The sequence below is a fragment of the Pyxidicoccus sp. M15 genome (assembly GCF_056858435.1).
Genome location: NZ_CM166495.1, coordinates 2,863,203 through 2,876,965 on the forward strand (window position 1 = coordinate 2,863,203; position 13,763 = coordinate 2,876,965).

Below are 13,763 nucleotides of genomic sequence, written 5' to 3' on the forward strand. Positions count from 1 at the left end.
TGCTCCTAGTGCGTTTAGGCGAGGACGAACGATCGCACCGGCGTCTTTTCCAGCACGGCCTTGTAAGGGACCAGGCGCATGGCCATCCGGAGGACGTTCGCGCGAATACTCAATCCACCGGTGACTCGGACGCCACACAGGCTCTGCGTAATGAGCCCCAATCGGAAGATTCCGCTCAAGAGCTGTCCACTGGGCTCGCGGAACTGCCAGTACGGATTGATGCACAACTCGTTGTGAGCCTCGACGACCACCTCGGTCGACTGCAACCGGGTCTTCCGCGAGAACTCCGCGCTCAGGAATTTGAGACTGCCGCCGATCTTCATCGAGTTCTCAACCTCGGACGGATGGGCTCCCGACCTCAAGGGCTCCAGCGACCATGCGATCGGTTCCGGCTGATCCGCCTCCTCCGCACCGGTCAAATCCACCTGCAGCCAAGCCTCGACAACGCGCTCCTCAGTGGAGGGGTTGAAGCTGCACGCGAGGCAAATCAGGTGGTATGCGTTGCGTCCGCCCTGCGTTTCGATGAAGTTGCGCACCTCGTCGTCGGCCCGCGTCCGCTCGGCATCCAAGGGGAATACCTGAGGCGCCCCGACCGAGAGCAAGTCCTTCAACGCGTACGGCGCCCCCGTTCCAGCGGAGATTCCTTTCGTCTTGTCGAGGCGCAACTCGACAGACTGCAGCCGTGGGACCGGAAAGCTGATTTCGAGCATGAGACCCCCAGGGGTTTCTTGGATAGAAATCAACGTAAAGCTTTGTGACGGCCTGGGCTCAACGCTTCCTACGCCGCCCTTGGAGCGAGTAGGCTGCCCTTGCATGGCGGCTTGGCGGCGAATGTCTGGCTGGTGTCGAGACGGGGGGGATTCGCTCATGTCCAAGGCGACGGCGCTTCGCTGGGTCTTCATCGTCTACGCGCCTGCGCTCGGAGGTGATGAAGGACGCACTCTCGCTAGCTTTTGGAACCTCGCCTGGGTGGCTGCTGTCACGGCACACTCCACCGAGCCGAACTGGCGGAGGCCGACGCGAGTGCTCCTCTGGACCCAAGCGGGCGCCGACCGACGCGGGTGCACCCCACCCAGCCGAACTGGACATGTCCGAGCAATCGGTGGGCTGGGACGGAATCGCATGTGCCCCCAGTGTGACCCTCCAGCGTGGATTAGAACGGGACAAGATGGGGCAAGACGGGATAGGGCGGCACAACGAACCGACGTGAGATCAAGGCGATAGCGGGTAACAGCGCGTCCTGCCTGGGGTTTTCCATCGCCTTGTCTGCGGGTTCGATTCCCGCCGCCTCCAAGCAGCAAGGAACCCCGTGGCACCGCAAGGTGCCACGGGGTTTTGTTTTTCGGCCAAGCGCCTCCATGTCCTTCACCCGCCGCTTGTAGGCGTGGGGGCCGTCCGCATCCCGCCGAACTCCACGCGCGGGCCTCGGTGGGTCGGCCGGGGCATGGGCACCACGAGGTCTTCAGGTGTCGGGGCGCCGCGGGCCGCTGAGTTCATCATCGAAGTGCAAGGGGCGCATGGCGTGGCAGGTCTCGTCCTTGGCGCCTGCACAGCGGCTCCAGCACCTGCACCTCTTCCAGCCACCACGCCACCGTGCCCTGGCAGTCGAGGGCCCCGGGAGGACTCCACCACGCGTCCCGGCCGAAGGAGCGGCAGTCGTTCAGGAAGTCCCGGCGTCTTGAAGGCGGGCGTTCCTCCCGACCCGTCGGGTGTAACCATTTTCCCCGCTCCCCCGTAGCACCGCGCGACGTCTCTCCTGCCGGAGCGCCACATGGTCAAGAAGCCCCTGCTGCCCAATCTCACCCTCACCAGGCCCAAGCCGGTCCCCTCCGCGCCGCTGGCGCCCAGGCCCGCGGGTGCACTGAGGACGGCCAGCACGGCGGCAACTCCCGCGAAGGCGGCGGTGAAGTCCACGGCCACTGCCGCGCAGAAGCTGGCGAGCGCTGCGCGGCCGGAGAGCGTGTCGAGCCGCATTGTCACCGCGGCGAGGAGCGGCTTCAACCCCACGCCCCCCACGGGCAACCGCCCCACGCTCAAGGTGCAACTGCCCCAGGTGAAGGTGGCCGAGGACGCGCCCACCTACCGCGTGCCGGGCGGCATCGTCCCGGACCGCCGCCCGACGTCGGACACGTTCGCTGTGCGCCCCCACGGACTGCCCGAGCGCCGCCTACCCACGGGCATCGTGCCGGAGGGCTCGCCGCTCGCCCAGCAACTCGACAGCAGGCGCGGTGACGGCCGCCTCTCCACGGGCATCGTGCCGGAGGGCTCGCCGCTCGCCGCGCGCCTGGCGGAGCGCGCAGGCACCACGCCCACCGGCTTCGTCCCCGAGGGCCGCATCCCCACGGGCATCGTGCCGACGCGCACGGGGGAGGTCCTCGCCGGGCTCGCCACGCCGAAGGACTCCACCGCGGACGCGCTGCGGCTGTCCGGGGCCACCCGCGCGCTCGAGCAGAAACTGCGGAGCCAGGGCACCCCCACCGCCGGCGAGGTCACCACCATGGCCGCCCTCGAGGCGAAGCGGGTCAAGACGGACGTGGGTGCCCTGACGGCGCTCGCGGGCAAGGGGGTCCTCGTGGCGCTCGCGGACGAGGCCGGGCCGAAGGACGGCCTCGGGGCGCTCGAGGGGATGGGCGCCAGGTTGCTCTTCGCGAAGCTGGGCGGGCTGCAGCGCCCAGGCGACGGTGGCTTCAACCAATTCACGGCCGAAGAGGAGGAGCAGGCGGCGGTCCGCGCCGCTGTCGATGCGACAATCTCCCCGGATGCAACGCCTGAACAACGGTCCGCGGCCGAGGCCGCCGTCCAAGCCTACGTCGACGAGGTAGGCGGGCTGGGAGATACGGGCATCAACCCGGAGGCGCTACCCGCGGCAGCCGCCCGCGTTCTTCAGGAGAACGGCATCCCGGCGGCGGTGGAGCCGCAGGTCGCTACAGCGGTGGACCGTGAGCTGTCACCCACGGCGACTCCCGAGCAACGTGCTGAGGCATATCGCGCCGCGCAGGCCCAGGTCGCCGCGGCTGGAGGCGTGCCCGAAGACGCGCTCCCGGCGGTGGTAAACGATGTCCTCGTCGCAGCCAACATTCCGTCGAAGGCGGGCGATGCTGCCGCGGAGGTCGAGGCGCTCGCCGCGAGCGGAGCGAATCCGCGCGAGCTTGCCGAAGCCGTCGAGGCGAACGCGGCCAACCTCAGCGATGCGGCGGTCGACGCGTATCTCACGAAGCTCACGCCGACGCTCGAGTCCGCGGCGCATGACATCAGCACGCCGGAGCAGCTCGAGTCGTTCCTCGGTCCGCTGGCGCGTGTGGGCGAGAAGGCTTCCGCGGAGGCGCTGGCTGGCGTTGCGGACGCGGTCTTCGCGCAGGTCCCGGAGCACACGCTCGAGGAGCTCGACGGCAGTCTGAAGGGGTTCGTCAACGACATCGGGTTGAACCTCGCATCGGCGTTCGTCGAGGCCGCGGGACGCGCCAACAACGTCGGCGCCCTGTCGAAGACGTCTGAGGCAATCACCGGGAAGGTCACCGAACTTCAGGGGCAATACGACACGGCGGCGAGCGCCCGCGCCGAGGCGCAGGCACGGCTCGACGGCGAGCTCGCGCAGGTCGGAGTGGCCCTCACCGATGCCGAGCGAGCCGCATATGTCGATGCGTTCTGGTCGCGAGACCCCAACGACGACATCAAGGCCAGCGAAGAGCGGCTCGCCAACGAACTGTCTCGGACGCTCGCGAGCAGCGGCGGCGCACTCGAGCAGGCGGCGGTCCAAGGGTCGGAAGAAGCAGTCACGGCCCTGACGAAAGGCTACGCGCAGCTGGCCCGAAGCCCGGACCACGCCGACGAAGCGGTACGCTGGGCGGGCGAGCTGAACCAGAACCAGGCCCTGACGGATGCGCTCGATGAACACGTCGAAGGCGGTGACATCGAGGCGTTCGTCTCGGACCAGATTCTCGCGCACGGAATCCCCAATGCGCAGGCCGAGCTTCTCGCGAAGGGGCTCGACCCCGCGCAGTTCGATGCGCAGTTCGAGGAGCTCGTCGGCGACCTCAAGGCCGCGGGTACGTTCAAGGACATCCCCGGAGCGGTCACCGGATTCCTCGAGGACATCCAGGCGCTTCGCAACGGCGACCTCGACGTGCTGCAGGGGCACATCGATGACTGGGAGGGCAAGAGCCCGCTGGGGAAGGCGCTCGCCGTCGGCGCGGTCGGCGCGGGCCTGTACGGTGTTGCGCAGTCCGCGCTCGACGGTGAGTTCGGCACCGCGGTGAAGGAGCTGCTGTCGACGTCCGAAGCAGGCCTCGAGCTCGCGGCGGGCGTCCTCGGGAGCTACTCACGGGCGGGCCGTGTCGCAGCGCAGGCCGCCGGCACGGCCGCGGACTTCGCGTCGCGCGCGCTCCCAGGTGTCAGCTTGATTGTCGGCGGCATCCAGCTCGCCGAGGACGTCGGTGCGCTGGGCGACGGCGCGACCGCCGGAGAGATTGTCAAGGTCGTAGGAAGCGCCATCTCGTCACTGGGCGATCTCGCGGAACTTGTCCCAGGCGCCGGCACCGTCGTGGGCGCGCTCGTCGGGACGCTCGGCGCGGTCGTCCGCGGGGTCGGTATCCTTATCGAAGGCGAAGGCGTGGATCCATTCGAGGAGACGCAGGCGATCCTCGAAGAGCTCGGGTTCTCCGAAGCCGAGGCGGAGAACCTCGTCGGCCTGTCGTCTGTCGGGGGGCTGGCGGAGCTCGGGTTCTTCGGCCTCACGCCCGAGCAGGTCCGACAGGTCGTCTCCGAGCAGATTGACGTCGAGGGCGACCGCGTCTCCGGCCAGTCCGGGCTGTTCGCCATCATCAATGTCGCCAACGAGTTTGGAATCCGCGGTGATGACTTCGTTGAGCTGCTCGAAGCGGCGGGCCTCGATGATGACAACAACCCAGTCACGCACCAGCTCATCGGCGAGCTGGGGGGGCTGAGAAATGTGGGCCTCGAGGGTGAGGAGCTCCGCGAAGCGTTGCTCGACATCCTTCGCGGCTGGGAGAACGTCCCGGAGGAATTCATCGAGCAGCTCGAAGAGGCGAACGAGAACTACGAAGCCGACGAGTGAACGCGCGATTCACGCCTGCGGTTGCGAGTCTCCAGTCAGGTCGCCGAGGTAGGCCAGCAAGGGCACCAGCGCGATGGATGCTTCGGTCAGGCTGTAGATGACCTTCTGCTTGTGGCTGGGGTCGTCGCGACGGGATACCAATCCCCCAGCGCCTCGAGAGTCAGATTGATTGGGCAGCCCGAGCGGGGGGGCGTTCATGCACACTCCAAAACCGATTGCGATATGAAATCAGTCGCTCTAGCTTGAAAACGATTGCATCACGCAATCAGAGCTGCGCGGATGTGCCGGGTAGGAAAGGAAGTGGGTATGGCCAAGCTCGTGTTCGGAATGAACCAGTCCCTGGACGGCTACGTCGACCATATGAGGTTTGCGCCAGGCCCCACGCTCTTCCGCCACTTCATCGAGGAGGCGAAGGGGCAGGCGGGCAGTGTGTACGGTCGCAACATGTATGAGATCATGCGTTACTGGGACGAAGAGCATCCTGAATGGGATGCAGATGAACGCGCCTTCGCGGCGGCGTGGCGGAACCAGCCGAAATGGGTCGTCTCGCGCTCGTTGAAGTCGGTCGGCCCCAACGCCAGGCTTGTTGAAGCTGATCTCGAGGGCGCAATCCGCAAGCTGAAGGCCGAGCGCGACGGGGAGATCGAAGTTGCTGGCCCGAACCTGGCGAAAAGCCTCACCGAACTTGGCCTGATCGATGAGTATCGAATCTACCTGCACCCCGTCGTGCTTGGCCATGGCGCGCCATATTTCGCCGGACCCCGGCCGCCGCTCCGCCTTATGTCTCATGATCGGATTGGCGAGGATGTGATCAGGCTGGTCTACGTTCCTGCTTGAGCTCGCGACTGGCTGTGAAGGGCAGCTGTCCCACCAACCCCTCCGGAACGCAGGGCAGGTGGGTCGGTATTCTGACGGGAGCACGGCTTGCCGCCCGTCGTCGGCGTGGAGAATGCGGCCCGGCTGATTCAGGACGGGGCCAGAAGTCAATTGCAATTCGAGCCTGTCAGAGCTTCCCCGCGCCAAATGTCGCAACCGGTGCGGGGGGCCCTTGGGGGTGTTGAGACACGCTCGTATTCCTGGCCTCCATGGAGTGGGTGCCTGACGCGCTCGGGCGCCTTTCTCACGGACCAGGAGAAGCCATGAAGATGATGAAGAGCCTCGCCACCCTCGCGGGTGCGGCATTCGCGATGCTGGTGGCCTCCGGCGCCGCGACCGCCAGCGTCCAGCCGTCGCCCTCGCGGGAAACGTCACTGCTGGCCTCCGCGGAGCTGCGGGTGGTGACGGCCAACCTCGCCTTCCGCGGTGATGCCGGGGTCCGCAGCGACTGGAACACCATCGGCCCCGAGGCCGACATCGTGTTCGTCCAGGAGGCGAAGAACGTCAACCTGCGCAACATCCTGGGTGACGAGTGGATCGTGCGTCAGGACACCTCGTCCGAGGACCGGCAGGGCAGCGCCGTGGTCATCCGCAGGTCGGCGGTGCAAGCCGCTGCCGAGCTGGCGCTGGTGAAGGGGACCGACGGCGACCCCTGCGGCATCATGACCCGGTGGATTGCCCGCGTGGACGTCCAGTTGCTCAACGGCCGCTGGGTCCGCCTCGCGTCGCTGCACATGCCCCCGGCGCGCTGCCAGACCGGTCCTGGCGGCCCCTACGACACCATGGCGGACAGCGTCGTGGCCTTCGCGAACCGCAGCGAGAAGCTGCTGATCCTGGGCGCTGACTGGAACAAGGTGGTCGATGAGGACCCGAACAACATTGGCGGACGTACCGGCCTGAAGCCGCGCGGCCCCGACGCGGGCCAGCGTATCGACGGCTTCTACGTGTCCCAGGCCATCGCCACTCGCGACCTGCACCACCTGCCGCAGACCGGCAGTGACCACCGGCCGGTGAAGATGACCATCACCGTCCCCGCGCCATAGCCCTCACCGCGACGTGCGCCCACACGGCCGCGCCGCTCCTGCAGAGCCCCTCACCCCCCAAGGAGGTCGTACCCATGCTGCGTTTCCCCACGAAGCTGTTCCCGCTGTCCCTTCTCACCCTGGCCCTGGTCGCCGCCGGCTGTGGCGGCACCGAGGCCTCCCAGGAGACCGCCACCGAGGTCCCCGCTCAGCCGGAGGTCTCCACGCCTTCGGAGCATGACGGCCATGCGCACGAGGATGAGGAGAACAACGTGAGCGCCGCGGCGTTCGACGGTCCGTGCGCACCCTACTGCGATGACCAGTGCACGACCTACGCGCGGTGCCGGGCGCCCGGCCTGCCGACCGGGCTGTGGACCTGGCAGGACAAGCTCAACATCATCAACAGCAACCACGCCCACGCGAGCTGCGTGGCCGTCATCGCGAGCTCGAACCCCGCCGGGCACGTCGCCTACGTCGACCGGGTGGACTTCGCCCCGAGCCCCAACCGCATCTACATCCACGAGTCCAACTGGGGCGGCAGCTACTGCACCGCGCGGGATGGCAGCAAGGACGGCCTGAACATCCGCGGCTTCTGGTGCCCCCGCGGCGCCCACACCGCCGGCTGCGCGGGCCCGATCTAATCCCATCATGGCGGGCGGCCGGGGAGGGCAGCTCCTCCCGGCCGTCACGCCGTCGTCCTTGACGGCGAGGACTCGGACGCTCTCGTGGGCTCAGCAGGCTCAGGTGGAGTCTGGGCGCCTCGATGAAGGGCGGCCCGCGGTGCGACATGTGTCTGTCGCACTCAAGGCGCGGGGGACGAAGCCGCCGCCGGGCAGCTCCCCGTCCGGCGGCGCCCGGCCGCGCGTCCCGAGGTCTCCGAGCGCAGCCTGTCTCGCAGGCGCTCGGGGTCATGCAGCACCTGCCAGCCCTTGGGCGACAGCGACAGCAGCTTGTCGGCCGCCAGGCCCGCCAGGGCCCGGTCCACGCTGCGCCGGGCGGCGCCAATCTCCAGGGCCAGCCGGTGGCGGGACAGCGGGTAGCGGATGACGAGCCCCTCGGCGCACGGGCGGCCGAAGTGCTCCGCGTACTCCAGCAGCACGCGGAACAGCCGGTGCTCACAGCCCTCGAAGCCCAGGGCCCGGCTGGCGCGCAGGGTGCCCTCCAGCTGGGACGCCACCTCGTCCAGCACGCCGCGGGTGAGGCCATGGTCCCCGGAGAGCTCGGCCCGGAAGGTGTCCGCGGGCACCTGGAGGCCCTTCAGGGGCGTGAGCGCCTCCACCGAGACGGCCCAGGGCAGGCCGTGGAGTACCTCCAGCACCCCGAAGGCGCTCGGTGCCCGGAGCAACTGCACGGTGAACTGGCTGTCCTCGGACAGCGCGTGGAACACTCGCACCACACCGTGGGAGAGGAAGAAGACGTGCTCGCCCGCACCGCCAGCGGTGAGCAGCACGTCTCCGGCTGGAAGGCAGAGCGGGAGGGCTGCCCGCTCCAGGCGGGCACGCGTCAGCGGGTGGCAGGTCTCCAGGGAGCGCCAGCTCATGAATGTGTCCCTTCGCCCGGTTCCAGGAACCCCTCGCACGAAGGGGGCGCGACCAGGTCTCTAGGAAGAGGCCCACGCGCGGCCGGCGTCTTGGAAAATGTGAAGCGGCCAGTGAGGAGGCGCCGAGGTCGGATGTCAGGAGTGGCGCGCCCACCCGGCGGGCGATGGGCTCACATCACAGGCTCGCGGGCACCCGTCGTCGCCGCGCCGCACCTGCGACGGCCTGCACACTTCGTGGACCGCCGAGCCGCTCACTCCGCGCAGCCCCCGTTGCATTGGAAGTTGAAGCTGACGTCGTCCTCCGGGGGCGCGAACCATTCCTGCCTGGGTGGATGCTCCGTGAGGCCTTGGTGCTCACACAGGGTTGGGTTTCGGCGCCAGGAACTCCCGCTCGTAGATGGCGCTCACCTTCTCCAGGACTTTCTGGCCCTGCTCGACGAACCTCAGCTCTTTCGCCACGCCGTTACGGATGTAGGTGCCTGACACCTTCCCGTTCCCGTCCATGGCTGCGTCGTAGAGCAGCGAAGCCCCCCGGCTCGGGGGAGGGGCGACCCATCTCATGATGAGCAACGCGAGGAGGGGGAGCCCGGGGTTCCTTCCGTTCCGCAGGGTGTTGTTGCTCCCCGGGTCCACGCTGTGGAGCTTGAAGCCCTCGGCGGCGGCCAGGGGACCGAGCTCCCGGGTCCACAGCGAGAGCGCCAGCTTGGACGTCGCATAGGGGCCCAGGAGCTTCTTGAAGGTGGGGGGACGCTCCAACGTGTCAGGGTCGAACCGCCTCACGAAGTCGAAGGCGTTGGTGGAGGTGTTGATGACGGTCTTCAGGCCTCCCTTTCGCAGCAGCGCCTTCAGCTCCATGAAGAGGATGTAGGGCACCACCGTCTGCACCTCGTAGTGCAGCTCACGCCCCTGCTTGGAGAAGAGGAGCTCCGGGAAGCTGCCGCCCGCGTTGTTGAACAGCAGGTCGAGCTTCTCCTCCCGGGCCTTCATCTGTCCCAGCGCGGCCCTCAGGCTGTCGAAGTCGGAGAGGTCCGCCCGGTAGACGCGCAGCCTGCCCGTGCCCAGGCTGTCCTGGAGGAGCGGGTCGTCCTCCGGGAAGCCCGAGCGATTCAGTGCGACGACCTGCAAGCCCTCGGAGAGCAGCCTCCGGGCGAGCTCGAGCCCGATGCCGGAGCTGGCGCCTGTGATGAGCGCGGTCCGCTCCTGCCCCTTCGTTTCCATGGCAATGCCCTCCGTGGACGCCCGCCTGGCGCCCCGGTCGATGAGTTGAAGTGGATGACCTATCCGCTTGGGCGGTGGATAAAGGCGGCGAAATGGATGCGCAATCCAATCGGATGGCGAATCCGCTTGTTAGACTGTGGCCATGAAGAAGAGGGAGCAACCGCCCGAGGAAGGTCCGCTGCGCGCCGATGCCGCGCGCAACCGGGAGCGCGTGCTGGCCGTGGCCCGGGAGCAGCTCGCGGGGGGCGACGCGTCCTTGCAGATGAACCAGCTTGCGCGCGCGGCGGGCGTGGGCGTGGGCACGGTGTACCGCCACTTCCCCACGCGCCAGGACCTGCTGGAGGCGCTGGTGCGCGAGCACCTCCAGTCCCTGCTCGACGAGGCCCGCGAGGCGGAAGCCGCCGACAACGTGCGCCAGGGCCTCCAGCGCTTCCTGCACGCACTCCTGGACCTGATGCTGGCGGACGTGGGACTCGCGGAGGTCCTCAACGCGCCCGAGGACGCCAGCCCGCTGACGTCGCAGCTGAAGGTGGAGCTCGGCGCGGCGACCCGGCGCGTGCTGACCCGGGCCCACCGCTCGGGTGTCGTGCGGCCGGAGGTGGGCGCCGACGACCTCCGGCGGCTGATGTGTGGCGTCGCGCACGCGGTGGATATCGGAGGCGACTCGCGGGGCTCCGCCGAGCGCTACCTGACCATCCTGCTGGATGGCCTGCGGCCCACGCCGAAGTGACGGCTCGCGGAGGCGCAGTCCCAGCCACCTCCGCGAACCCCGGGCCTTCGGTGTCAACTCAACCGCTCACCACCCGTTGTTGTACCCGGAGTGCCGCATCGAGCCATCCGGGCTGACGTAGAAGACATCCAGCTGGCCCGCCGCCTTGCTCACGGCCTCTGGCGCGGTGGCCAGCTCACCGCCGCGCCACTGCCACCCGCTCCAGCTCGCTCCATTCCAGCTGTTCATCCACAGGTTGTTGTCCGTGCCCCGGGCGAACACGTCCAGCTGGTTCGCGCCCCGCGAAGCCACCGCGGGAGACGAGGTGAAGTTACCGCCCAGCGACGACCAGCCACTCCACGAGAGTCCGTTCCAGGACTTTTGATGGATGGCGTTGTCCGTGCCCCGCACGAAAACGTCGATGCGGTTGGAGCCCCAGCTCACCGCCGCCGGGTCCGACGTCAGGGTGCCGCCGAGCGGGAACCACGCGTTCCACGTGGTTCCGGTCCAGTACGCCTGGTACAGCTGGTTGTCCGTGCCCCGGACGAACACGTCCATCCGGCTCGCGCCCCACGACGCCACCGCGGGCCCCGAGGCAAAGCTACCTCCCAACGACGACCAGTCATTCCACAGGAGCCCGTTCCAGGACTTTTGATAGATGGCGTTGTCCGCGCCCCGCGCGAAAACGTCGATGCGGGTGGAATCCCGGCTCACCGCCGCCGGGTCCGACGTCAGGGTGCCGCCGAGCGGGAACCACAAGTTCCACGTGGTTCCGGTCCAGTACGCCTGCCACAGCTGGTTGTCCGTGCCCCGGGCGAACACGTCCAGCCGGTTCGCGCCTCGCGCGGCCACCGCGGGTCCGGAGGTGTGATTGCCGCCCAGCACATCCCAGGGAACGCCATACGTCTGCTGCGCTCCCTGTTGGTCCGTGGCGCTGAGGTTGCCATCCCCATTCCATTGCGGATTGCAGTAGTTCATCACCGAGCTCAGGTCCCACGGGCCGATGGTCAGGTCACCCGAGGAGCCCTGAGGAGGCTCGGTACAGGAGGACGGCGTGTCCGGACGGTTCTGCTCGTGGGCGTAGCCCATGGCGTGGCCGAACTCGTGCACCGCGATGGCTTCGATGCAGTACTGAAGCGTGTTCCTGCACGACTGGCCCCAGTTGTTGAACGTGAAGTTCAGCACCATGCCCTGGGCCCGGCCATTGAGCCCGTTGCCCAGCGCCTTCACATGGGGGCCGGCGTCGCTGATGTTGATGCGGATGCCCTGGGAGGCCGCCGCGCAGGTGCCCCAGCCGGTGAAGCGAACACCGGAGCGGGTCTCCCACGTACGTGCCACCGCGTTGCGCACCCACTGCCGCTGAGTGCCATCCAACAGCCCCGGGTTCTCCCAGCACACGGCCACGGTCATCGGCCGCCACAGCCGCGCGGAGGCCACATAGAGGTCCGCCTCGCTGTTGCGCATGCTCCCGGCGGGCGACGTGTCGGGCCCCTCGGACTCGGCCAGCTCCGCGTCGCCGCCACAGCCGAGCAGTGTCCCCAATCCCAACGCCGCGACCAGCGCCGTCCGGCGGCGGGATACAATTCCAATCAACATGGTGTCTGTCTCCATCCTTCATCGCAGGACGGGACCGGATTGGCCCCCTCGTCCTGGCAAGGAAGTGGTTGGGGCTTTTGACAGATATCATGACGCACTCATAGTGAATACTGAGTGTCGGTGTCGTTCTGTTGGGCTGGCTTGGATTGGAAGAATTGACGTCCAATCCAGGATTTCAATGCACATTGGAGATTTCGGCCGAGGCGTGTCTCTGTTTGTCACGGCGTCAGGCTAAGTGGTTTCCACGGGGCATCAATGACATGCGAAAAAGTATGGGATGGATGGGAGCCCTGTGGAGGGAAGGGGAGGGTGAAGAGGTGCCAGGAAGGGCCGCTGGAGGGTGACGCGCGGGCTGCGGCGGGCCAGAGGAGAGGCGGTGCGGCACCTGTGGGCACACGCCGACGCAAGCGGCCCAGCCACGCAGTGACAGCTTCGCGGTGCCGCGGAAGCTCGAGCAGCGCTCGAGCCCGTCACCGGAAGAGACCTCGAGCCGGAACGGCGCCGACTCGCCCCGGGAGCGTGCCCACTTTTCGCGGGCGTGCTCCTGGAGCAGATTTGCATTTCGCGGCCCTGGGGCGGAGCGAAGAAGCTGCGTTCCGACGCCTTTCTCGCGGCACTCCTTGGGCGACGCTCGCTTCTCCCTCAGTCCAGCAGCTCCACGACGTCCGCCCGGACGCCCAGGAGGGCGAAGCCGAGGTTGGCGAAGTTGTAGATGGGTGCATCCGAGTCCGTGTTGTCCACGCCGCCGCCGTAGAAGCGCAGGCGGAGGTAGGGGGACACGGCTGCATCGTCGTCCACCGGCACGCCCAGCGTGAGGGCCGCGTCGTAGAGCGCTCCGCCGCTCGGGCCCGTGGGGTTGACGAGCCCATCCACCTCCAGGGCGGCCCACAGCCGTCGTGAGGGCCACCAGGTCAGGCGCGTCTTCAGCGCCGGCACCGGGCCGATGTCCGCATCCCGCGCGTAGAGCCGGCCGTCCTGGGAGCGCAGCTCCACCAGCGCCGTGCGAATCTGCAGGCTGACGCCCACGTCCCACTGGAGGTGCTCGCGGTTGATGAGTCGGTACACGTAGCTGGCCCGGTAGCCGCTGAAGGCATACGTGTGCTCCACCGCCGTGCCCGCGGGGAAGAGCGTGTCCTTGAAGAGGATGTCCTTCGTCAACGTCGCCCGCGTGGTGACGGGCAGCGGCGCGTAGAGAAGCACCACGCCATGGCGCTCTCCCAGCCGCGCCTCGACGGCGGCGCGCTTCGTGTTGAAGAGCGGCTCGTCCTGGTTGATGTCCTCCGCCGAGTAGCGCGTGCCCCCGGCGCCGAAGCCCAGCTCGTTGCGGAATACCTTCAGCGGCCCCGCCTCCACCTCGACGAAGAGTGCCTCCAGGACGCTGTCGTCGGCCCGCGCCGCCGGCGGCGCCAGCAGACAGCCCAGCAGCAGGGCGCCGCGCACCCGGCCGATGGAAAGGTCTTGGAAGACTTCGGTCAAAGCCATGGCGGCGCTCCTCGTGACAGATGCCATGCGGGCCACGCTAATGAACCCACGCGGACCCGGCCGTGAAGAATCGAGGCTTCCTCCCATCGGTGAACATTGAAGGGGCCCGGCGGACCCTTGCGGCGCGCTCGCGGCCCGGTCCATGGGCACGCTGCTGGGAATGGCCAGACGCGGGATGAAGGTGGAGGACGACGAGCAGGCTCGAGCCCCTGCCCTCAACAAGGTCCCTCTCCTCGCGAGCCCGCG

General features: G+C 68.1%; 11 protein-coding genes. 5 read left to right on the forward strand and 6 right to left on the reverse strand.

Going from position 1 to position 13,763, the window contains the following annotated elements:
- Positions 1-14: 14 nt before the first annotated feature.
- Entirely contained in the window at positions 15-710 is a 696-nt protein-coding gene (locus ACX9TP_RS11630; protein ID WP_482979773.1) for a hypothetical protein, read from the reverse strand.
- A gap of 1,061 nt (positions 711-1,771) precedes the next feature.
- Between ACX9TP_RS11630 and ACX9TP_RS11635 the strand changes: the two genes are divergently transcribed.
- Positions 1,772-5,074 carry a hypothetical protein gene (locus ACX9TP_RS11635; protein WP_482979774.1) on the forward strand — a complete coding sequence of 1,101 codons (3,303 nt, stop codon included), beginning with the start codon at positions 1,772-1,774 and terminating at the stop codon, positions 5,072-5,074.
- A gap of 9 nt (positions 5,075-5,083) precedes the next feature.
- Here ACX9TP_RS11635 and ACX9TP_RS11640 read toward each other — a convergent pair whose 3' ends face one another.
- Positions 5,084-5,272 (reverse strand): hypothetical protein, encoded by a 189-nt coding sequence (locus ACX9TP_RS11640; protein ID WP_482979775.1) that lies wholly within the window; start codon positions 5,270-5,272, stop codon positions 5,084-5,086.
- Between the two features lie 108 nt (positions 5,273-5,380).
- Here ACX9TP_RS11640 and ACX9TP_RS11645 point away from each other — a divergent pair, with 108 nt between their 5' ends.
- From ACX9TP_RS11645 to ACX9TP_RS11655, 3 genes are all read left to right on the forward strand, one after another.
- Entirely contained in the window at positions 5,381-5,911 is a 531-nt protein-coding gene (locus ACX9TP_RS11645) for a dihydrofolate reductase family protein (protein ID WP_482979776.1), read from the forward strand.
- Positions 5,912-6,213: 302 nt separating this feature from the next.
- Positions 6,214-6,993: an endonuclease/exonuclease/phosphatase family protein gene (locus tag ACX9TP_RS11650; RefSeq protein ID WP_482979777.1), complete on the forward strand. Its 780-nt coding sequence runs from the start codon at positions 6,214-6,216 to the stop codon at positions 6,991-6,993.
- A 74-nt stretch (positions 6,994-7,067) separates the two neighbouring features.
- The gene (locus ACX9TP_RS11655; RefSeq protein ID WP_482979778.1) at positions 7,068-7,613 is read left to right on the forward strand and encodes a CHAP domain-containing protein; all 546 of its coding nucleotides are present in this window, start codon (positions 7,068-7,070) and stop codon (positions 7,611-7,613) included.
- A gap of 161 nt (positions 7,614-7,774) precedes the next feature.
- Here ACX9TP_RS11655 and ACX9TP_RS11660 read toward each other — a convergent pair whose 3' ends face one another.
- Together ACX9TP_RS11660 and ACX9TP_RS11665 are read right to left on the reverse strand one after the other, a co-directional pair.
- Complete coding sequence (locus ACX9TP_RS11660; RefSeq protein ID WP_482979779.1) at positions 7,775-8,512, reverse strand: Crp/Fnr family transcriptional regulator; 738 nt, start codon at positions 8,510-8,512, stop codon at positions 7,775-7,777.
- Between the two features lie 354 nt (positions 8,513-8,866).
- Complete coding sequence (locus ACX9TP_RS11665; RefSeq protein WP_482979780.1) at positions 8,867-9,730, reverse strand: SDR family NAD(P)-dependent oxidoreductase; 864 nt, start codon at positions 9,728-9,730, stop codon at positions 8,867-8,869.
- A gap of 142 nt (positions 9,731-9,872) precedes the next feature.
- Here ACX9TP_RS11665 and ACX9TP_RS11670 point away from each other — a divergent pair, with 142 nt between their 5' ends.
- The gene (locus ACX9TP_RS11670) at positions 9,873-10,460 is read left to right on the forward strand and encodes a TetR/AcrR family transcriptional regulator (RefSeq protein ID WP_482979781.1); all 588 of its coding nucleotides are present in this window, start codon (positions 9,873-9,875) and stop codon (positions 10,458-10,460) included.
- Positions 10,461-10,526: 66 nt separating this feature from the next.
- Here ACX9TP_RS11670 and ACX9TP_RS11675 read toward each other — a convergent pair whose 3' ends face one another.
- Both ACX9TP_RS11675 and ACX9TP_RS11680 read right to left on the reverse strand, forming a co-directional pair.
- Complete coding sequence (locus ACX9TP_RS11675) at positions 10,527-12,035, reverse strand: DUF8189 domain-containing protein (RefSeq protein WP_482979782.1); 1,509 nt, start codon at positions 12,033-12,035, stop codon at positions 10,527-10,529.
- 642 nt (positions 12,036-12,677) lie between these two features.
- Positions 12,678-13,517 carry a hypothetical protein gene (locus ACX9TP_RS11680; RefSeq protein WP_482979783.1) on the reverse strand — a complete coding sequence of 280 codons (840 nt, stop codon included), beginning with the start codon at positions 13,515-13,517 and terminating at the stop codon, positions 12,678-12,680.
- Positions 13,518-13,763: the final 246 nt, after the last annotated feature.

Excerpts from the sequence above, each read along its gene's own strand:
- ACX9TP_RS11630 (WP_482979773.1), bottom strand. The coding sequence starts at position 710 with ATGCTCGAAATCAGCTTTCCGGTCCCACGGCTGCAGTCTGTCGAGTTG.
- ACX9TP_RS11635 (WP_482979774.1), top strand. The coding sequence starts at position 1,772 with ATGGTCAAGAAGCCCCTGCTGCCCAATCTCACCCTCACCAGGCCCAAG.
- ACX9TP_RS11640 (WP_482979775.1), bottom strand. The coding sequence starts at position 5,272 with ATGAACGCCCCCCCGCTCGGGCTGCCCAATCAATCTGACTCTCGAGGC.
- ACX9TP_RS11645 (WP_482979776.1), top strand. The coding sequence starts at position 5,381 with ATGGCCAAGCTCGTGTTCGGAATGAACCAGTCCCTGGACGGCTACGTC.
- ACX9TP_RS11650 (WP_482979777.1), top strand. The coding sequence starts at position 6,214 with ATGAAGATGATGAAGAGCCTCGCCACCCTCGCGGGTGCGGCATTCGCG.
- ACX9TP_RS11655 (WP_482979778.1), top strand. The coding sequence starts at position 7,068 with ATGCTGCGTTTCCCCACGAAGCTGTTCCCGCTGTCCCTTCTCACCCTG.
- ACX9TP_RS11660 (WP_482979779.1), bottom strand. The coding sequence starts at position 8,512 with ATGAGCTGGCGCTCCCTGGAGACCTGCCACCCGCTGACGCGTGCCCGC.
- ACX9TP_RS11665 (WP_482979780.1), bottom strand. The coding sequence starts at position 9,730 with ATGGAAACGAAGGGGCAGGAGCGGACCGCGCTCATCACAGGCGCCAGC.
- ACX9TP_RS11670 (WP_482979781.1), top strand. The coding sequence starts at position 9,873 with ATGAAGAAGAGGGAGCAACCGCCCGAGGAAGGTCCGCTGCGCGCCGAT.
- ACX9TP_RS11675 (WP_482979782.1), bottom strand. The coding sequence starts at position 12,035 with ATGTTGATTGGAATTGTATCCCGCCGCCGGACGGCGCTGGTCGCGGCG.
- ACX9TP_RS11680 (WP_482979783.1), bottom strand. The coding sequence starts at position 13,517 with ATGGCTTTGACCGAAGTCTTCCAAGACCTTTCCATCGGCCGGGTGCGC.